This is a genomic window from Corynebacterium sp., from assembly GCF_022712195.1.
Classification (GTDB): Bacteria; Actinomycetota; Actinomycetes; order Mycobacteriales; family Mycobacteriaceae; genus Corynebacterium.
In genome coordinates, this window is record NZ_JALAGY010000004.1 from 17,793 (window position 1) to 37,838 (window position 20,046).

Consider the following 20,046-nt stretch of genomic DNA (forward strand, 5'->3'; position numbering starts at 1 on the left):
CAGACAACGATGACGCGTGCACTCCGCCGACCGGCGGCCCTGCTCACAGTGGCAGCCCTCACCTCCGTGCTGGTCGCCTGCACCTCCGACCACGGCGTGGAGGACGCGTCGGACCCGCTGTTCGGGTACGCGCTCCCGCGGCCGATCGTCACCCTGAACGCCGCGAGCACCGTCGGTGCGGCGACGGATGCGGCGAAGGTGTCCGCCCGGCTCTACCCGGGCGCCTACCTCACCGGGCCGGACGGGCGGCTTCTGCCGAACACCGACCTGGTGACGGCCACGCCGTCGCGCGACAACGGTGACGTCGTCAACTACCGCATCAGTGACACCGCCACCTACTCGGACGGGGCGCCGGTGGTCTGTGACGACTTCCTGCTCACCTGGGTCGCCGCGAAGCACCCGGACCTGTTCTCCTCCGACCTCGGCCTGACGGCGCGGGTGAAGGACGTCACCTGCGACGCCGGTGAGCGTGACTTCAGTATCGAGTTCGACCGGGGGATGGGCAGCCGTTACCGCGAACTGTTCAGTGTCGGCGAGGTCCTTCCCTCACACACGGTCGGTCAACGTGCGGGTGTGGACGACGTGGTCGGCGCGATCGACTCCGGTGACCCCGGCCAGCTGGCGGATCTGGGGCGGGAGTGGTCCTCCACCTTCACCGTCGCCGAGAACGATCCGGCGGAGGTCCCCACCTACGGTCCGTTCCGGGTGGCCTCCCGTGGGGAGGACGGGTCGCTGGTGCTGTCGGTGAACCCGGAATGGAGCGGCGTGCGGCCCGGTCTCGACGAGGTCGTGATGTGGTCGGGTCCCGGCGCCGGGATCGAGGGGCCGGACTTCGAGAAGCTCGCCGCCGACTACCAGCTCTATGTCGCCGACGTCCCGCCGGAGACCGATCCGGTCGGCGCGGGCCTCGCCGCCTCCCATACTGCGGAGGCCGACCCGGGGTCGGACACCGCTGAAGCCCCGTCCGAGACGGGGGCCGCCGAACCGTCGGCCCCGTCGACGGGGGAGTCGGAGAGCCCGGACGGGGACGGCTCCGGTGACGGCGAGGGTATCCGGGCCGGTACCGACGAGACAGCCCCGGACCTGTCCGACTCCGACGATGTCTCGGGCCGTTTCGCCGTGACCCGGGACTCCGGGACACGTGTCGACAGCCTGACACTGTCGGACTCCGGGGTCTTCGGGTCCAGGGAGGACAGGCAGGCCTTCGCCCGGTGCGTGGACCGTCGCGCGATGGCGGAGGCGGTGAAGTCCGAGTCGGGTATCTCCGTCGACGAGGCACCGTTCCGTATCGTGGCCCCCGGCTCCCAGGTGGGCGAGAATCTCGGCGACGTCGCCGCACGCAACAACAACACCGACACAGGGCCGACGGCCGACCGTCTCGGCGGAACCACCGTGCGGGTCGGCTACTTCGCCGACGTCGCCCGGTACTCCGCCATGGTCGACACCCTCGTCGACTCCTGCGCGAAGGCCGGGGTGACGGTGGAGCCGGTGCCGCTGGGAGTCGACGACCTCGGCGAACTCGGTTCCGACTACGACGTGCTTCTGGAGACCCGGTCGGCGTTCGGACAGAACCCGGAGGTGTCGCTCCCCGCGTCCTCCGGTGCCTCGGGAACCGCGACGGCCCGGCAGCTGCGCGACGCGGAACACACGCTGGCCGACGTGGCGACGACGGTGCCGCTCACCGCCGAACCACGGTCGGTGGCGGTGGACCAGGGGCTGTCGAATGTCGTCGACAACCCCGGCGAGACCGGGATGAGCTGGAACATGGACCGGTGGGCTTCGCCGGACTTCCCCACGACGTCGGTACCGACGACGAGCAGAGAAGAGGACCGGGACGATGAGTGACTACCCTGACGCGAGGACCGCCCTGGCAGCGAAGACACGTCTGGTGGCCGACTTCCCGAGTGACGGGATCGTGTTCCAGGACCTCACACCGGTGCTGGCGGACGGCGCGGCCTTCCGCACCATCGTCACCGAAATGGCGGAGGTCTGCCGCGACTTCGACGTCGACGTCGTCGCGGGACTGGACGCGCGTGGGTTCCTCCTCGGTTCTGCGGTGGCCCTGGAACTCGGTGTCGGTGTCCTCGCCCTGCGAAAGGCGGGCAAGCTGCCGCCGCCGGTGATCCGTCAGGAGTACGACCTGGAGTACGGCACCGCCGCGCTGGAGATCCCTTCGGAGGGGCTCGACCTGCACGGCCGGCGGGTCCTGCTCGTCGACGACGTCCTCGCCACCGGCGGGACGCTGGTCGCGGCGCGGTCGCTGCTGGAGAACGCGGGCGCACTGATCGCCGGTGTGGCGGTGGCCCTGGAGGTGCAGGAACTTGAGGGGGCGAAACGTTTGGGGGACCTACCGTTGTACGTGGTTTCCCGCGGGCAGTAGGCTTGTCGTTCACACGCTGCACACAGTAGGGAAACGGTGAGGCATGACGAACGAGAAGAACTCGCTGTGGATGGCCGCGCGAATTGCGCGCAGCCTCACCGGCAAGAGCAGGATCAACCCGGTCCTCGGGCCCCTGATCGCCGTGCACCGGCGTTACCACCCGAAGGCGGACGTCGAGATCCTGAATCAGGCGTACACCACCGCTGAACGTCTGCACGCCGGGGTCACCCGGAAGTCAGGGGAACCGTACATCACCCACCCGCTGGCGGTGGCCACCATCGCCGCGGAGATCGGCATGGACACCACCACGCTGGTCGCGGCCCTCCTGCACGACACGGTGGAGGACACCGACTACTCGCTGGACGACCTCACCCGCGACTTCGGCGCAGAGGTCACGCTCCTGGTCGACGGGGTGACCAAGCTGGACAAGGTCGCGCTCGGTTCCGCCGCGGAGGCGGAGACGATCCGCAAGATGATCGTGGCCATGGCCCACGACCCCCGCGTGCTGGTGATCAAGGTCGCCGACCGGCTGCACAACATGCGTACGATGCGCTTCCTGCCGCCCGAGAAGCAGGCGAAGAAGGCGCGGCAGACGCTCGAGGTCATCGCCCCGCTGGCACACCGGCTGGGTATGGCGACGATCAAGTGGGAGCTAGAGGACCTGTCCTTCGCGATCCTCTACCCGAAGAAGTACGAGGAGATCGTCCGGCTCGTCGCCGACCGCGCCCCGAAGCGCGACCAGTACCTGGCGAAGGTCATCAACGAGATCCAGTCCACCCTGCGTGAGTCGCACATCACCGCCGAGGTGGTGGGCCGCCCGAAGCACTACTGGTCGATCTACCAGAAGATGATCGTGCGTGGCCGCGACTTCGACGAGATCTTCGATCTGGTGGGGATCCGCATCCTCGTCGACGAGATCCGTGACTGCTACGCCGCCGTCGGTGCCGTCCACTCCCAGTTCCAGCCGATGCCCGGCCGGTTCAAGGACTACATCTCCCAGCCCCGGTTCGACGTCTACCGGTCACTGCACACCACCGTCATCGGGCCGGACGCGAAGGTCCTTGAGGTGCAGATCCGCACCCACGAGATGCACTACCAGGCCGAGTACGGGATCGCGGCACACTGGCGGTACAAGGAGACCAAGGGCTCGCACAAGGGGGACGCCGCCGAGGTCGACCAGATGGCCTGGATGCGTCAGCTGCTGGACTGGCAGAAGGAGGCCGCGGACCCCAACGAGTTCCTCGATTCACTGCGCTACGACCTGTCGACCAACCAGATCTTCGTCTTCACCCCCCGCGGCGACGCGGTGACCCTGCCGACCGACGCCACCCCGGTGGACTTCGCCTACGCCGTGCACACCGAGGTGGGGCACCGGTGCATCGGCGCGAAGGTGAACGGCAAGCTGGTGGCCCTGGAGTCCCCGTTGAAGACGGGCGACAAGGTGGAGATCTTCACCTCGAAGGACTCGACCGCCGGGCCGTCGAAGGACTGGGAGAAGTTCGTCGTCTCGCCGCGGGCACGTAACCGGATCCGCGCCTGGTTCAATAAGGAGCGCCGCGAGGAGACCCTGGAGAAGGGCAAGGATGCGCTGGCCGCGGAAGCCCAGCGCACCGGAATCCCGTTGCGGCGGCTGGTCACCGCCTCCGCCCTGCGCACCGTCGCGACCCAGCTGACCCGGGACTCCGTCGACGACCTCTATGACGCGATCGGCAAGGGCGGTGTCACCGCCGGCCACGTCGTGCACATGCTGCAGGACATCTACCAGGGTGACGCCGACGAGGACGATTCACCGGTGACCCCCGCGCCCACGGTGCGTCGGACCACCCCGCAGCAGTCCGTGCAGTCCGGCCGCGGAGACGGTTCGGGTGTGCTGGTGCAAGGCAACTCCGACTTCTCGGCGAAGCTGGCGAAGTGCTGCACCCCCGTGCCAGGTGACGAGATCTTCGGCTTCATCACCAAGGGCGGCGGTGTGTCGGTGCACCGTACCGACTGCACCAACGCGGAGAAGCTGCACTCCGAGCCGGACAGGCTCATCGACGTCGCCTGGGCCTCCGACGTCCGCGACGCGGTCTTCGTGGTCACCCTGCAGATCGAGGGTCTGGACCGCACCGGCCTGCTCAGTGAGGTGACCCGCGTGGTCAGTGAGCAGAAGGTGCCGATCATCGCGACGAGCACGCATGTGGCGGAGGACAGGGTGGCGATGTGCCGGTTCACCTTCGAGGTCTCGGACACCAAGCAGCTGGGCTACCTGATGAACCAGCTGCGTAACGTGGAGGGCGTCTACGACGTCTACCGCGTGACGACCGGTGGCTGAGCACAGGCCGGGGGTGCCGGAACGCTGACGGCCACCGTCCTGCGGAAGGCGGCCAAGGGGGATCAGGCGTCGACGGTAGCGGTCTCGATACGGACCTCGTCGACGGGAGCCCCGTCGCCGTTGTTGTCCTGGTTCTCGCCCTCGTTCTCCTCGATGATGGAGTCCAGGGTGTCCAGGCCGTCCTCGGAGATGGTGCCGAAGATGGTGTAGTCGTTGGGCAGCTGGGTCTCGTCGTCGACGAGGAAGAACTGCGAGCCGTTCGTGTTGGCCCCGCTGTTCGCCATCGCCAGCACGCCGCGCTTGTACAGTCCCTCCTCCTCGACCTTGTTGCCGTCCTTGTCCCAGACCGGGTACTCGTCGGGGAAGGAGTACCCGGGACCGCCGGTGCCCTGGCCGGCGGGGTCACCGCACTGCAGGATCTTCATGCCCTCGTTGGCCACGACTCGGTGGCAGACGGTGTCGTTGAAGAAGTCCTCCGAGGCCAGGTGCTCGAAGCTGTTGGCGGCGCAGGGGGCCTGGGCGTGGTCGAGGGTGATTCCGATGTCGCCCTTGTTGGTGGCCAGGGTGACGCCCGTGGTGCCGTCCTCACGGAGATCGTCGGCGCTGGGGACGGAGACCTCCCTGGCTGCGTCACCGGTCTCGTTGTAGGCGCACTCCTCGGGGCCCTCGGGCTCCTCGGGGGTGGTGGGGGCCTCGGGCGTGGTCCCGTCGGCGAGGTCCTCAGACTCGTCGCCGCCGCGGGTCGCGGCGAAGTAGATGCCGCCGACGAGGCCGACGAGAACCACCAGGGTGGCCAGGGTGACCCCGAGGGGACGCATCTTCTCGCGGCGGGCCCGCGACTTCAGTTCCTTGTCGAGATTCTTGAGTGCCGCATCGCGGCGGGAGGAGTTGTCGGACAAAGCTCCGTGGCCTTTCCCTCGGGGACGGTCGTAGATCAACGGTCCCATTGTTCCACCCCGGCGCCCCGTACTCCACCACCGACGCCACGGTCGGCCGCACGACCGGCCCCGCGTCCGGCCCCGCGTTCGGGCGCCCGGTGTTCTCGGTAGGGTGGCTGCCATGGCGAACCTCACTGTGGAAGTACTGCCCACCGGCCCCTTCGAGACGAACTGCCTCCTGTTGCATGACGGCACGGAGGCGACAGTCGTCGACCCGGGTATGGGCGCGGAGTCCCTCGTCGCGGAGGCCGTGGAGGCCAAGGGACTGCAGGTGACGCGCATCGTGCTCACCCACGGGCACATCGACCACGTCCGCGACCTTCCGGCGGTGCAGGCCGCCTACGGGGTCAGCTCGCACATGGACCCGGCGGACAGTGTCTTCCTGCAGCGTGAGGTACTCGACGCGATGGGACCGACGGGGGACGCCCATGACGTGGCTTCCATGGCGACGCCGGACACGCCGACCCCGGTACAGGACGGTGACGTCCTGACGATCTGCGGCGTGGACTTCACCGCCCACCACATGCCGGGGCACTCCCCGGGGTCGGTGATGTTCCGCGGCGAGGTGGACGGTCGCGGCCTGGTGCTCGGCGGCGACGTGCTCTTCCGTGGCGGGGTGGGCCGTACCGACCTGCCGTTCTCCGACCCGGCGGAGATGGTGGAGAGCTTGCGGCGGCTGGTGTCGACATTCGACGACGGGGACACGGTGGTGCCCGGGCACGGCCCCGCGACGACGGTGGGCACGGAGAAGGCGCAGAACGGCTTCCTGCAGGGCGTGGTGTGAGCGTCCTGCGGGGCCGCTATAGTTGACCCCCGTGAGTGACACGAACAGCACCGGTTCCACCGGACAGGTCCAGAGGTTCGCCGGCCCCAAGGGGGTGCCGGACTACGTCCCGCCGGCATCGGCGGCGTTCCATGCTGTACGCAGCACCTTCGAGGAGGTCATCCACAAGTCCGGGTACGGGCACATCGAACTGCCGGTGTTCGAGGAGACCGCGTTGTTCGCCCGTGGGGTGGGGGAGTCCACGGACGTGGTCTCGAAGGAGATGTACACCTTCGAGGACCGGGGTGGGCGGTCGGTCACCCTGCGGCCGGAGGGCACGGCGGGCGTGATGCGCTCGGTGATCGAGCACAACCTGGACCGGGGACAGCTGCCGGTGAAGTTGACCTACTCCGGGCCGTTCTTCCGCTACGAACGTCCGCAGGCGGGGCGTTACCGTCAGCTGCAGCAGGTCGGGGTGGAGGCGATCGGCGTGGACGACCCGGCGTTGGACGCCGAGGTTGTCGCCCTGGCCGACCGGTGCTACCGCGCCCTGGGGCTCTCCGGCTTCCGCCTTGAGCTGTCGACGTTGGGCGACGACACCTGCCGGCCGCAGTACCGGGCGAAGCTCCAGGAGTTCCTGTTCTCGTTGCCGTTGGACGAGGAGACGCGGCGCCGGGCGGAGATCAACCCGTTGCGCGTGCTCGACGACAAGCGCCCCGAGGTCCGCGAGATGATGGCGGACGCCCCGCTGATGCCGGACCACCTCTCGGCCTCCGCCCGCGAGCACTTCGAGACCGTCACGGGCACACTCGACGACATGGGGGTGGAGTACACACTCAACCCCCGCCTGGTCCGCGGCCTCGACTACTACACGAAGACCTGTTTCGAGTTCGTCCACGACGGCCTGGGGGCGCAGTCGGGCATCGGCGGGGGCGGACGGTACGACGGGCTGATGGCGCAGCTCGGTGGCCAGGACCTCTCCGGGATCGGCTTCGGGCTCGGCGTGGACCGTACGGTACTCGCGCTGGAGGCCGAGGGCGTCTCACCGACCACGGGTCGGCGGGTGGACGTCTACGGCGTCCCGATGGGGGCGGACGCCAAGCGCCGTATGGCGGTCGTCGTCGACCGGCTGCGCCGTGCCGGCGTCAGTGCCGACATGTCCTACGGTGACCGTGGCCTCAAGGGTGCGATGAAGGGGGCGGACCGTGCCGGGGCACTGCTGGCCCTGGTCATCGGCGGGAACGAGCTGGAGACGGGCACGGTGGTGGTGCGTGACCTGGCGACCCGCCAGCAGGAGGAGGTCGCCCTCGAGGACGTCGAACTCGTGGTGAGGAAGGCGCTCGGGGAGTCCTGACACCCCACCCGGCGAGAGATTTCCGGGTTTGTAGGCTACCCTGTTCCAGGCTCTACGATTCTGAGTTTTCCATTATGGTTCAGGCCAGAAACTAAGCTTACAGGAGTGTCTTTATGGACGAATCTTATTCTTCCGGGGATGAGGAGTCTTCAACCGCCCAGCGACGGTCCGCCGTCAACTGGCCCGTCTTCGGCGTCTCCGCCGGGCTGATGACCGCCTTCGTCATCTGGGCCTGGCTGGCGCCGGAGTCCGCGGACACGGTGATCAACACCGTCAAGGACTGGGTCGCCGCCAATCTCGGCTGGTACTACGTCCTGACCGCCGGCGTCGTCGTGGTGTTCGTGCTCATCATCGCCTTCCGGCGGGTGGGCAACACCAAGATCGGCCCCGACCACTCACAACCCCGGTTCGGGCTGTTCACCTGGGGAGCCATGCTCTTCGCAGCCGGCATCGGGGTCGACCTGATGTTCTTCGGGGTGTCCGGACCGGCGACGAACTACCTCACCCCGCCGGAGACCGCCGAACTCTCCGACGAGGCAGCCCGGATGGCTCCGTTGTGGACCATGTTCCACTACGGCATCCCCGGCTGGGCCATGTACGCGCTGATGGGCATGGCCTTCGGTCTGTTCGCCTACCGGTACCACATGCCGCTGAGCATCCGCTCGGCGCTGGCCCCGGTGTTCGGGCGTCGGATCCACGGCGCGGTCGGCCACAGTGTCGACATCGCCGCGGCGATCGGCACCGCCTTCGGCATCGCCGTCTCCCTGGGCATCGGCGTGGTCTTCCTCAACTACGGACTCTCGGACATCTTCGGGATCCCCACCAGCACCGGTGTGCAGATCGCGCTGATCGGGCTGTCCGTGCTGATCACCGTGATCTCGACGGTGTCGGGCGTGGACAAGGGCATCCGACGGCTGTCGGAGCTCAACGTGTGGCTCGCTCTGCTCCTGATGGTGTGGGTCGTGGTGATGGGCAAGACCGCCGACCTGCTCAATGCGCTGGTCCAGAACATCGGCGACTTCGTCTCCCGGTTCCCTTCGATGCTGTTGAACACCTTCGCCTACACCGACGGGTCCGCCGACTACCCGGCGGACCAGTGGCAGTCGGACTGGACGTTGTTCTTCTGGGCCTGGTGGATCGCCTGGGCGCCCTTCGTCGGACTGTTCCTGGCCCGCATCTCGCGGGGGCGCACACTACGCCAGTTCATCCTGGGCGTGCTGGTCATCCCGTTCAGCTTCATCGCGATCTGGATCTCGGTCTTCGGCAACGCCGCACTGGCGTTCTTCCGGGACGGCGACGAGGAGTTCCTGGAGACCGCGGTGAACACCCCCGAGTCCGGGTTCTTCCTGCTGCTGCAGCAGTACCCCGGGGCGACGTTCGCGGTGGCACTGGCCGTGGTCACCGGGCTGCTCTTCTACGTCACCTCCGCCGACTCCGGCTCCCTGGTGATGGCCAACATCACCTCGAAGCCCACGGTGGAGGATTCCGACGGGCCGCCGTGGCTGCGAATCGTGTGGGCGGTGCTCACCGGTGCGCTGACACTGGTGATGCTGCTCATCGGCGGTGTCTACACCCTGCAGGCGGCGACGGTGCTGATCGGGCTGCCGTTTTCGGTGATCATGTACCTGCTGATGTTCAGTATCTGGCGTGTGCTGGGTGCGGAGGCGTACTGGCTGCAGTCGCGGTCACTGTCGTTGCCCGGCGCCCTGTCGGACCGGGCAGGTACACCGCAGCCCCGGCTGGCCTGGCGGAACAGGCTCAAACGCAGGATGAGCTTCCCCTCGGCGGCGGAGACGCAGGCCTATGTCGAGAGCACCGCGGCCCCCGCGATCAGCGAGGTCGCCGGGGAGCTCCGGGCACTCGGGCTGGATGTCACGTTCACCCGGGACAGCCACCCGGAGTACCCGATCGACTTCGTGGACCTGCTGGTCCGGTTCCCCGGGCAGGACGACTTCAAGTACCAGGCCTACCCGGTGCCCGGGCAGGTCCCGAACTTCGCGGTGAACCTCAACGTGGACCACGACGTCTACTTCACCCTGGAGATCTTCTCCGCGACGGGGTCGCGCGGACACAACATCCTGGGGTACTCCCGGGAGCAGGTCATCGCCGATGTCCTGGACGCCTACGATATGCATGTGGAGTACATGTCCCTGACCGGTGACAGAGGTACCCCGACCGCCGAGGTGCACGGTACGGCACCGGCCCTCTGGACAGTTGACGACAACGATTCCGAGTAACACCCGGAACTACAGGAAGAGAGCACACATGACCGACACACCACAGACGCTCTACATCGACGGACAATGGGTCGGTGCAACTGACGGAGGTACCCGCACGGTCACGTGCCCGGCCGACGGACGTGTCATCGCCGAGGTCTCCGAGGCCACCGCCGCGGACACGGAGAAGGCCATCGCCGCGGCACGCCGTGCCTTCGACGCAGGGGAGTGGTCCTCCACCTCCGCCGCCTACCGCGGTGACCTCCTGCTGAAGGTCGCTGACGCGATGGCCGCGCGCAAGGACGAGTTCGCCCGGGCCGAGGCGCTCGACACCGGCAAGCGGCTCGTCGAGGCCGAGGGCGACATGGACGACATCATGAACTGCTTCCGGTTCTTCGGCAAGATCGCCGACCAGCACCCGGGACGTCTCGTCGACGCCGGGGACGGCTCGGTGATCTCCCGCGTCGTCTACGAGCCGGTCGGTGTCTGCGGGATGATCACCCCGTGGAACTTCCCCCTGCTTCAGGCCAGCTGGAAGATCGCCCCGGCGCTCGCGGCGGGGAACACCTTCGTCCTGAAGCCGGCGGAACTGACCCCGCACACCGCCATCCTGATCATCGACGTCCTCGACAAGCTCGGTCTGCCCGCCGGTGTGGCCAACCTCGTCCTGGGCGCCGGCGCCGAGGCGGGGGCACCGCTGTCCTCGCACCCGGACGTGGACATGGTCTCGTTCACCGGTGGGCTGGTCACCGGACGCCGGATCGCCACGGCTGCGGCCCCGACTGTGAAGAAGGTCGCCCTGGAACTCGGGGGCAAGAACCCGAACGTCGTCTTCGCCGACGCGGACTTCGAGGCAGCGGTGGACAACGCGCTCAACGCCGGTTTCCTCGACTCTGGTCTGGTCTGCTCGGCAGGTACCAGGCTGATCGTGGAGGAGAGCATCAAGGAACGGTTCGTCGACGAGCTGGTCCGTCGCGCCGAGGGCATCGTCATGGGCGGCCCCTTCGACGAGGCCGCGGAGACCGGTCCGCTGATCTCCACCGAGCACCGCGACAAGGTCACCGACTACGTCCGACGGGGCGTAGAGGCCGGCGCCACCCTGCGCTGCGGTGGACACTGGGGAGGCCCGGACCTGGAGAAGGGCTGCTTCTACGCGCCTACGGTGCTGGACGACTGCACCGCCGACAACCCCGCGGTGGTCGAGGAGGGCTTCGGCCCGGTGATCACCGTGGAGACCTTCACGACCGAGGCCGAGGCGATCTCCATCGCCAACGACACCGAGTACGGGCTCGCCGGAGCGGTGTGGACCACCGACCGGGGCGTGGCGAACCGGGTGTCCCGCGCACTGCGGCACGGCACCGTGTGGATCAACGACTACCACCCCTACGTCCCGCAGGCGGAGTGGGGCGGTTTCAAGGCCTCCGGCACCGGACGCGAGCTCGGCCTCGCCGGCCTGGAAGAGTACCGCGAGGCCAAGCACATCTACGAGAACACCGAACCTGCCGCGACCGGCTGGTTCCCCCAGAAGTAGCACCCGTCGACGAACACCAGGACGAACACCAGACAGGATCAGGAGAAGATATGCGAGACAACTACGACTACATCGTCGTCGGAGCCGGTTCCTCGGGAGCCGTGGTCGCGGCCCGGCTGAGCGAGGACCCCTCGGTGACCGTCGCTCTGATCGAGGCGGGTCCCACCGACGTCGACAAGCCCGAGGTCCTCAACCTCGCGGAGTGGCCCGGACTGCTCGAGTCCGGCTACGACTGGGACTACCCGATCGAACCCCAGGAGAAGGGGAACTCCCACATGCGCCACGCCCGGGCCAAGGTGCTCGGCGGGTGCTCATCCCACAACTCCTGCATCGCCTTCCACACCCCGGCGCAGGACCTCGACCACTGGGTGTCGCTGGGCGCCGAGGGATGGGACTCCGGGTCCGTCCTCCCGCTGATCAGGCGTCTGGAGAACAACGACCGCGACGGCGAGCACCACGGGCACGACGGCCCGGTCCGGCTGCGCTCCGTGCCCCACCGCGACCCGGTGGGCGTGGCGATCATCGAGGCCTGTGAGCAGCAGGGCCTCCCCAACACCCCCTTCAACGAGGGGACCACGGTCAACCACGGTGCGGACTGGTTCCAGATCAACGCCACGGACGAGAATGTCCGGTCGTCGTCCTCGGTGTCCTACCTCCACCCGGTCATGGACCGGGAGAACATCGACATCCTCACCGACCGTCAGGTCTCCCGGGTGATCTTCTCCGCCGGGGAGGACGGCACTCCGCGGGCCACCGGCATCGAGTACCTCGACAACCCCTTCGGACGTCTGAAGACCCTGGCGGCGAACCGCGAGGTCATCGTGTCCGCGGGTGCGATCGACAGCCCGAAGCTGCTCATGCTGTCGGGGATCGGGCCGTCGGACCATCTCGCCGAGGTCGGTGTGGAGACCCTGGTGGACGCCCCCGGTGTCGGCGAGCACCTCCAGGACCACCCGGAGGCGGTGATCTCCTGGGAGTCGAAGGTCCCGATGACCCGTGAGGCCACACAGTGGTGGGAGATCGGCATCTTCGACATGGTCGACGAGGGCGGCGCGGACGGCCTGGGGCTGCCGGACCTGATGATGCACTACGGGTCCATGCCCTTCGACATGCACACCCGCCGGCAGGGCTACCCCACGGCGGACGAGGCCTTCTGCCTGACGCCGAACATCACCCACGCCAAGGGCCGGGGCACCGTGCGGTTGCGTTCCTGCGACTTCCGGGACAAGCCGAAGGTCGACCCTCGGTACTTCACAGACGAGGAGGGCTACGACATGAGGATCGCGGTCGAGGGCATCAAGCTCGCCCGTGAGATCGTTGCCCAGCCCGCCATGCGGGAGTACGCCGGACGTGAGCTGTTCCCCGGGACCGACGTCCAGTCGGACGAGGAGATCGCCGACTACGTGTCCAGGACCCACAACACCGTGTACCACCCCGCAGGCACCGTGCGCATGGGTGCAGAGGATGACCCGATGTCCCCCCTGGACCCCCAGCTGCGGGTCAAGGGGGTCTCCGGACTGCGGGTGGTCGACGCCTCTGTCATGCCGCAGCTGGTGGCGGTCAACCCCAACATCACGTGCATGCTTATCGGCGAGAAGGCCGCGGACCTGATCCGTCAGGCGTGAGCGGGGCAGGCGGTCAGCGGAAGTCCTGCCGGCAGGACGCCGTCGTCCCGGCGTCGTAGCCGGTGCTGAACCAGTGCTGGCGCTGCTCGGACGACCCGTGCGTCCAGGCGTCCGGGTTGACCTGACCGCCTCCGGAGCGCTGGATCGCGTCGTCCCCGATGGCCTGGGCGGAAGTGATGGCCTGGCTGACCTGCTCGGGTGTCACCGGGTCAAGGACCGCCCCTTCACCCTTGTCCGCGTGGGCGGCCCAGACCCCGGCGTAGCAGTCGGCCTGCAGCTCCATCTTCACGGCGTTGGAGTCCGCACCCGGGTCGTCGTAGTCGGAGAGACCGAGGTTGCCCTCCAGCTGCTGGATGTGGTGCCCGAACTCGTGGGCGACCACGTACATCTGGGCGAAGGGCCCGTCCGACCCGCCCATGTCCCTGAGCTGTGCGAAGAAGTCGTCGCCGATGTACACCGTCTCGTCACCGGGACAGTAGAAAGGCCCCGTCTGGGCGGTGGAGGCGGTGCCGCACCCGGTGTTGACCCTGCCGTCGCCGATGACGAGACCGGGTTCGGTGTAGCTGATGCCGGTCTGCTCGGGGAGCAGGGACGACCAGACGCGGTCGAGGGAGATCGCCGTGCCCTCGATACGGCAGTCGTCGTAGGTGTTGGCGGCCTCGACGCTGTCGCAGTGCTCCAGGTTCCCGCCGGACCCCGTGTCACTGACCCGGGAGTCGTTCCCGCTGAACATCCCCGCGCCTCCGTTGGCGAGGAACAGCACCACGGCCACCACCAGGATGCCGGGAAGTCCGAAGCGACGCCCGACCCTGCTCATCAGGAGCATGCCGAGGAGCCCGCCGCCACGATTGCCGCCGCCTCCGCGCCCACCCCCGCCGAGTCCGTACCCTCCGCCGCCGGAGGTTCCTCCCGAGCGTGCCCGTCCGCCCATGCCGGACAGGTTATTGTTGAAAGACATGGTGGAAGTGTAACGGCAGGGTGGCTAGCCGGTCACCGTGAACTCCACGGTCTCACTGAATTCACGGCCGTACCTGTCGGTGCCGGTGACTTCGGCGGTGTGCGTGCCGGGCGCCAGGTCGGACGGCAGGGCCAGTCGCCACAGGTGTGGACTGGCCTTGGCGACGTTGCCCGTGGAGCTGAGGTTGTGGGTCGCGGACACCGTCTCGGTGTATTCCCACCCCTCCTTCAGCTTCTCGCCCTGCGCGGGCTGGGTGAGCTCGGCGTCGACGCTCTCCCCGTCGTCGATCCGTACCGAGACGTCGGCGTCGGTCGAGCCGTTGAAGAAGCTGGTCGCCAGGTAGCTCTCTCCACCCGCCAGGTCCTCTGCTGTGACCTCCAGTGGGTTGATCGCCCCGGGGGCGTCGCCGGCCCGGTCGTTGTCCTGCCACTTCTGCGCCCCGGCCGCCCAGGTTCGCCAGGCCGGTGAATTGACGCCCGTGAGGAACTGGTGGGCGGGTTCCTCGTTGCGCACGGTGTAGTACTCGTGCAGGTCGGTCCCCGTGAACTCCAGGGTGAGCGCGCCTGGTTCGGCGGCGTCCTGGGTGTATGCGTACGGGACGCCGTCGTCGTTGAGTTCCCCGGAGTACCAGTCGCCGGAGACTGCCCCGGCGACGAGCTGGTCGTGGGGGAGTTCCTCGACGGGACTCTCGTCGTGCCCGGTCCACTCCGCCCGGCGTTCCCCGGCGAGGAGTGTCTCCCTGGTGTGGGTGTGTCCGCCGACGGTGACGGCGTCCGGACGGTCGGAGAGGATGTCGTAGAGTTCGGCGGCGTTGTCCGTGATCACCTCGGCGTAGTTGACGATGGGGGCGTGTGCGGCGACGACGACCCGGGTGTCCTCGTCGACGGTGGCGAGGTCGTTGCGCAGCCAGGTGAGCTGCTGATCGGAGATCCGCTCGTCGTACCCGCCGTTGCCGCTGCCGTCGTCGCCGTGGTATTCGATGTTGTCCAGGGCCACGAAATGCACGTCGCCGACGTCGTAGGAGTAGTACGGGGCCCCGAAGTCGCGACGGTAGGTGTCGGTGGCGTTGACGTCGCTGTCGGCGTCGTAGTCCATGTCGTGGTTGCCAGGGAGGGCACGGACCGGCCCGGACGCGTCGGCGTAGAGTTGCTTCATGTCCGGGTTCAGGCTGAGGTCGTCACCGACGTTGTCGCCGAGCAGCAGGACCCCGCAGCCGGCGTAGTCGTCGCGGTCGGCGAGGTCGGCGGGGACGCCCTGCGCGGCGTAGCCGAGTTCGGTCCTGTCGTAGGTCTGGGTGTCTGCGGCGACGGGGCAGGACTGCTCCGGTGAGGCGGTCGCCTCTGACTCGGCGAGGGGGAAGTTCACCGCGGTGGGGACGGGACCCGTCGGTTCCAGGCCGCCGTAGCGCAGGTCGGGGGAGCCTTCGGGGTAGTGCTCGTAGCTGAACTGGGCGAAGTTGTCGGAGTCGACAGGTACCTGCCAGCCGGAGGGCTGGGTGACGAACACCGACATGTTGTCGCGTGCCGGGAGTGTGTACCGGCCGTGCTTGTCGGTGGTGACCACGTCGACGCCGTTGGACACCCGGACCCCGGGGACGCCGTCTTCGCCGTCACCGAGGCTGGAGTCACGGTCGGCGTCATTGAACACGCGCCCGGTGATCACGTCCTGGTTGTCGGACGTGCCGTCGACGATCTCGACGGCGCCTTCGTAGAGACCGGCGTCGCCTTCACCGGCCCCGCCTGTCCCGCCGGCGCTGCCGCCGTCGGAACTGCCGTACACGGTGCCGGACCCGGGGGCCGGGACCTGGGCGACCGCGTCGGGGGTGATCGCCGGGACGGCAGGGACGACGGAGAAGACCGAGAAGACCGAGAACGCGGAGAGGGTAGAGAGGGCGGAGAGGGTAGAGAGGGTGGAGAGGGCGACGGGGGTCCGTCGCGTGCGTCGAGACATTGAGGCTGCTCCCTGAAGGTGTTCGTGAGGGGTTGTCGTGCAGACGGCAGCCTAGGGGGCCCGGGTGTGGCGACGGTGTAGTCACGGTGACCTCAGTGTGAACATTCGCCCTGCAGGTCCGCGCTACTCTCCGGGGGCGTTGCGGGTGTTAAAGATGGGGCTAAAGTAACACCAGTTAACTGCGGAGCGTGCTCCGGCGGTCTATACTGCTGGGCATGTCTGCCGTCTGTGACGGCAGCGGACACTGACAGCGATCCCGGGAAACCGTAGGAGAATCGGACACATGGACATCATCGCCCTCACCCAGCAGGCCCTCGACGCAGGCGACTGGGCCGCCTACAACAACTGGGACATCGCCCAGCAGATCTACGACGCCACTCTGGGCCGCGTCAACTGGAACGGTGTCGGCGCCTGAGGCACCGGCACCGTCACCTCCGGTCGCGCCGGCCTCAGATGACGCCGGCCGACTTCAGGTCACTGCCCAGTCGCGCCAGGAGCAGGCTGACCACAGACAGCATGCTGATGCCCAGGAACGCCATGCCGCTGATCCAGGAGCTCTCCACACCGGTAGCCATCCCGTAGACCAGGGCGACGACCGCCAGGACCGCCGAGACGTACAGCACGACCTGGCTGCTCAGCCAGAACAACCGGTAGGGGTCCCGAGAATCCAATGGGGTGACCACGGTGTCCTCCACAGTCACCTGGTCAGGGATCCCGTCGGAGTCGGGGTGTCGGGGGGTGTCCCGGGGGCCGCGCCTGTCGTCCGGTGCCGGTGAAGTGTTGTCCGCCATGATGACCGTCCTCTCGTCCTTTCATCTCGGTCGACGTTCGACCTCACCCTCCAGAATGCCACCGTTGTTCCACGGGCGGCGGCGGGGTAGTACACTGGGCCGCTGATATCGAGCATCCGGCGACCCCTGTGTGTCGCCCGGGGTTTTCCCGAACTATCCGAAAGGACAACGCGACGTGCTGCGGACCCATCTTTGTGGTGACCTTCGCTCAGACCACATCGGCGAGGAGGTAACCCTCACCGGATGGGTCTCCCGCCGACGGGACCACGGTGGAGTGATCTTCATCGACCTGCGTGACCGCTCCGGACTCGCCCAGGTGGTGTTCCGTGAGAACGAGGTCGCCGAGCGCGCCCACGCGCTGCGCAGCGAGTACTGCCTGCGCGTCACCGGCGTCGTCGAGGCCCGGCCGGAGGGGTCGGAGAACCCGAACCTGGCCTCCGGCGAGATCGAGCTCAACGTCTCGGGGCTGGAGATCCTCAACGAGTCCGCGGCGCTGCCGTTCCAGATCGACGACTCCTCCAGCGGGGGAGAGGTCGGCGAGGAGACGCGCCTGAAGTACCGTTACCTTGACCTGCGCAGGGACAACCAGGCCCGTGCACTGCGCCTGCGGTCCAAGGTCAACGCCGCGGCACGCAACGTCCTCCTCGACCAGGACTTCACCGAGATCGAGACCCCCACGCTCACCCGGTCCACCCCCGAGGGTGCCCGTGACTTCCTGGTCCCCGCCCGCCTCCGCCCGGGCAACTTCTACGCACTCCCGCAGTCCCCGCAGCTGTTCAAGCAGCTGCTCATGGTCTCGGGCATGGAGCGCTACTTCCAGATCGCCCGGTGCTACCGCGACGAGGACTTCCGCGCCGACCGTCAGCCGGAGTTCACCCAGCTCGACGTCGAGATGAGCTTCGTCGACCAGGAGGACGTCATCGCCCTGGCCGAGCAGATCCTCGCTGCCGTGTGGAGGCAGATCGGCTACGAGATCACCGGCCCGATCCCGCGCATCACCTACGCCGACGCCATGCGCCGCTACGGCTCCGACAAGCCGGACCTGCGATTCGACATCGAGATCACCGAGTGCACCGAGTTCTTCAGGGACACCACCTTCCGCGTCTTCAGGTCGGACTACGTCGGCGCCGTGGTCATGGACGGCGGGGCCTCCCAGCCCCGTCGTACCCTCGACGCCTGGCAGGACTGGGCCAAGCAGCGCGGTGCGAAGGGCCTGGCCTACATCCTCGTCGGCGAGGACGGCACCCTCTCCGGCCCGGTGGCCAAGAACATCACCGAGGCCGAGCGTGAGGGAATCGCCGCCCACGTTGGGGCGAAGCCGGGTGACTGCATCTTCTTCGCCGCCGGCGACGTGAAGTCCTCCCGCGCGCTGCTCGGCGCTGCCCGCGGCGAGATCGCCGAGCGTCTCGGCCTGATCAAGGACGGCGACTGGGCGTTCACCTGGGTCGTGGACGCGCCCCTGTTCGAGCCGGCCGCCGACGCCACCGCCTCCGGCGACGTCGCTCTGGGCAACTCCGCCTGGACCGCCGTGCACCACGCCTTCACCTCGCCGAAGCCGGAGTGGATCGACTCCTTCGACGAGAACCCCGGGGAGGCGACCGCGTACGCCTACGACATCGTGTGCAACGGCAACGAGATCGGCGGCGGGTCGATCCGTATCCACCGTCGGGACATCCAGGAGCGCGTCTTCGCGGTCATGGGCATCTCCGATGAGGAGGCACGCGAGAAGTTCGGCTTCCTGCTCGACGCCTTCGCCTTCGGCGCCCCGCCGCACGGCGGCATCGCCTTCGGCTGGGACCGTATCGTCTCTCTCCTCGGCGGCTACGACTCCATCCGCGACGTCATCGCGTTCCCGAAGTCCGGTGGCGGCATCGACCCGCTGACCGACGCCCCCGGCGAGATCACCGCGCAGCAGCGCAAGGAATCCGGGATCGACGCCAAACCCAAGAAGAATGCCTGAGCCCTGCCACACGTGGAGGGACGTCCGAGGGAGGACAACGCCGTGCTGAGCATCGAGGACGCACTGGACAGAGCCGCACACCTGCTGGGGAACCGTTTCGGCGGGACCCCGGAGCTGACGCACCCGGAGAATCTCGGGGGCAGCGGTGAATCACTGGTCGTGCGGGTGAAGGTCTCGCCCAACCCGTTCCTCCAGGAGCGCACTGTGGTGATCAAACAGCTGCCGCCGGTCGCCACCGGCAGCAGCGACGGCGACGGCGACGAAGCTGACGGAGAGTCGGACTCCGAGGCCATCTCCGCGATGATCCGCGAGGTGGTGGCCTACCAGTACACCAACACCCTCGCCGAGGAGCACCGTCCGGGCCCGCAGCTTCTCGCCCACGACATCGACGAGCGCATCATGGTGCTGTCGGACTCGGGCGACGGCCGGAACTACTCCGACATCCTCACCATGGACGGTGAGATGGAACGGGCGGCCGCCCTGCGCAAGTTGGGCCGGGCGCTGGGGCGCATGCACGTCGCCACCGCTGACGGCCAGGAGGCCTTCGACACCCTGAACCGCCGCCTGCACTCCCGGCACAACATCCCGGCCAAGCGGGTCAACGACCGCGACGTGGACGTCGCCGCCCTGGTCGAGCAAGGCCTGGACCTGCTGCGCCGCAGCGGGGTGTCGGTCGACCCCACCGTCGAGGAGTTCGCCCACGAGGCCGGTCAGCGCCAGTCACACTCCCGGGTGCAGGCGTTCACCCCGTTCGACCTCACGCCCGACAACATCATGCTCGCCGACACCGTGGTCTTCCTGGACTATGAGTGGGCGGGCTTCCGCGACATCGTCTCGGACGTCGCCTGCGTGATCGCCGGATTCCCGCACGACATCACCACCCCGTTGCTGGACCCCGAGGAGCTCCGCGAGTTCATCGAGGCCTGGTCCACGGAGGTCTCGGTGGTCTGGCCGGCCGTCCGGGAGGAGGGGCGCCTGGAGAAGGCTCTCATGGCCTCGCTGGTGGGATGGGCGTTGATGAGTCTGTCCCTGCTCTACCACGGCACCCTTGCGGTGATCGAGACCTCCGGATCCGCCTCCGAGGGAGTGCGCCGACTCGACCACATGCCCCGTGAGCATCTCTCGGACCTGGCGACCACGGTGGAGGCCGTGCGTCGTTTCGCCGAGCGGCACGAGGTGGACGATCGGTTCACCGCCGTGCGCGACTTCGCCGCCGAGCTGCTGACCACCCTGGCCAAGCTCGGTGCCCAGCCGCAGACCCGCTGA

Annotated in this window: 15 protein-coding genes; 11 read left to right on the plus strand and 4 right to left on the minus strand. The window is 68.1% G+C overall.

All coding sequences use genetic code 11. The features are described from left to right. Positions 1–9 precede the first annotated feature (9 nt). Genes Q0A34_RS00240 through Q0A34_RS00250 form a run of 3 tightly spaced genes read left to right on the plus strand, consistent with a single transcriptional unit; the run spans position 10 to position 4,694 of the window. Complete coding sequence (locus Q0A34_RS00240) at positions 10–1,845, plus strand: peptide ABC transporter (RefSeq protein ID WP_291477305.1); 1,836 nt, start codon at positions 10–12, stop codon at positions 1,843–1,845. Beyond that, complete coding sequence (locus tag Q0A34_RS00245) at positions 1,838–2,380, plus strand: adenine phosphoribosyltransferase (protein ID WP_291477307.1); 543 nt, start codon at positions 1,838–1,840, stop codon at positions 2,378–2,380. The genes Q0A34_RS00240 and Q0A34_RS00245 overlap by 8 nt, the downstream gene beginning before the upstream one ends. A gap of 43 nt (positions 2,381–2,423) precedes the next feature. After that, the gene (locus Q0A34_RS00250) at positions 2,424–4,694 is read left to right on the plus strand and encodes a bifunctional (p)ppGpp synthetase/guanosine-3',5'-bis(diphosphate) 3'-pyrophosphohydrolase (protein ID WP_291477309.1); all 2,271 of its coding nucleotides are present in this window, start codon (positions 2,424–2,426) and stop codon (positions 4,692–4,694) included. 62 nt (positions 4,695–4,756) lie between these two features. Here the strand turns inward: Q0A34_RS00250 and Q0A34_RS00255 are convergent, their stop codons facing one another. Then, on the minus strand, positions 4,757–5,593 hold the full coding sequence (locus tag Q0A34_RS00255; RefSeq protein WP_291477311.1) for a peptidylprolyl isomerase: 837 nt from the start codon (positions 5,591–5,593) through the stop codon (positions 4,757–4,759). A 160-nt stretch (positions 5,594–5,753) separates the two neighbouring features. Between Q0A34_RS00255 and Q0A34_RS00260 the strand changes: the two genes are divergently transcribed. The 5 genes from Q0A34_RS00260 to Q0A34_RS00280 all read left to right on the plus strand — a co-directional run bounded on the left by Q0A34_RS00260 (position 5,754) and on the right by Q0A34_RS00280 (position 13,121). Continuing rightward, the gene (locus Q0A34_RS00260) at positions 5,754–6,416 is read left to right on the plus strand and encodes an MBL fold metallo-hydrolase (RefSeq protein WP_291477313.1); all 663 of its coding nucleotides are present in this window, start codon (positions 5,754–5,756) and stop codon (positions 6,414–6,416) included. A 31-nt stretch (positions 6,417–6,447) separates the two neighbouring features. Then, the gene (gene hisS / locus Q0A34_RS00265) at positions 6,448–7,749 is read left to right on the plus strand and encodes a histidine--tRNA ligase (RefSeq protein WP_291477314.1); all 1,302 of its coding nucleotides are present in this window, start codon (positions 6,448–6,450) and stop codon (positions 7,747–7,749) included. A gap of 113 nt (positions 7,750–7,862) precedes the next feature. Continuing rightward, positions 7,863–9,986, plus strand: a complete 2,124-nt coding sequence (betT, locus tag Q0A34_RS00270) for a choline BCCT transporter BetT (RefSeq protein WP_291477316.1) — start codon at positions 7,863–7,865, stop codon at positions 9,984–9,986. 28 nt (positions 9,987–10,014) lie between these two features. Further along, a complete protein-coding gene (locus Q0A34_RS00275; RefSeq protein WP_291477318.1) occupies positions 10,015–11,496 on the plus strand; it encodes an aldehyde dehydrogenase family protein in 1,482 nt (493 codons plus the stop codon). A gap of 50 nt (positions 11,497–11,546) precedes the next feature. Further along, on the plus strand, positions 11,547–13,121 hold the full coding sequence (locus tag Q0A34_RS00280) for a GMC family oxidoreductase N-terminal domain-containing protein (protein ID WP_291477320.1): 1,575 nt from the start codon (positions 11,547–11,549) through the stop codon (positions 13,119–13,121). 13 nt (positions 13,122–13,134) lie between these two features. On the opposite strand, the gene Q0A34_RS00285 is transcribed toward Q0A34_RS00280, so the two are convergent. Both Q0A34_RS00285 and Q0A34_RS00290 read right to left on the minus strand, forming a co-directional pair. Further along, a complete protein-coding gene (locus tag Q0A34_RS00285) occupies positions 13,135–14,079 on the minus strand; it encodes a neutral zinc metallopeptidase (RefSeq protein WP_291477322.1) in 945 nt (314 codons plus the stop codon). A gap of 24 nt (positions 14,080–14,103) precedes the next feature. Further along, entirely contained in the window at positions 14,104–16,029 is a 1,926-nt protein-coding gene (locus Q0A34_RS00290; protein WP_291477324.1) for a calcineurin-like phosphoesterase family protein, read from the minus strand. Positions 16,030–16,312: 283 nt separating this feature from the next. On the opposite strand from Q0A34_RS00290, the gene Q0A34_RS00295 reads away from it, so the two are divergent. Then, positions 16,313–16,444 carry a hypothetical protein gene (locus tag Q0A34_RS00295; RefSeq protein WP_291477326.1) on the plus strand — a complete coding sequence of 44 codons (132 nt, stop codon included), beginning with the start codon at positions 16,313–16,315 and terminating at the stop codon, positions 16,442–16,444. 34 nt (positions 16,445–16,478) lie between these two features. Here Q0A34_RS00295 and Q0A34_RS00300 read toward each other — a convergent pair whose 3' ends face one another. Next, positions 16,479–16,820, minus strand: a complete 342-nt coding sequence (locus tag Q0A34_RS00300; protein WP_291477328.1) for a hypothetical protein — start codon at positions 16,818–16,820, stop codon at positions 16,479–16,481. A 175-nt stretch (positions 16,821–16,995) separates the two neighbouring features. Between Q0A34_RS00300 and aspS the strand changes: the two genes are divergently transcribed. Next, positions 16,996–18,780, plus strand: a complete 1,785-nt coding sequence (aspS, locus tag Q0A34_RS00305) for an aspartate--tRNA ligase (RefSeq protein WP_291477330.1) — start codon at positions 16,996–16,998, stop codon at positions 18,778–18,780. Between the two features lie 42 nt (positions 18,781–18,822). Beyond that, entirely contained in the window at positions 18,823–20,046 is a 1,224-nt protein-coding gene (locus Q0A34_RS00310) for a phosphotransferase (protein WP_291477332.1), read from the plus strand.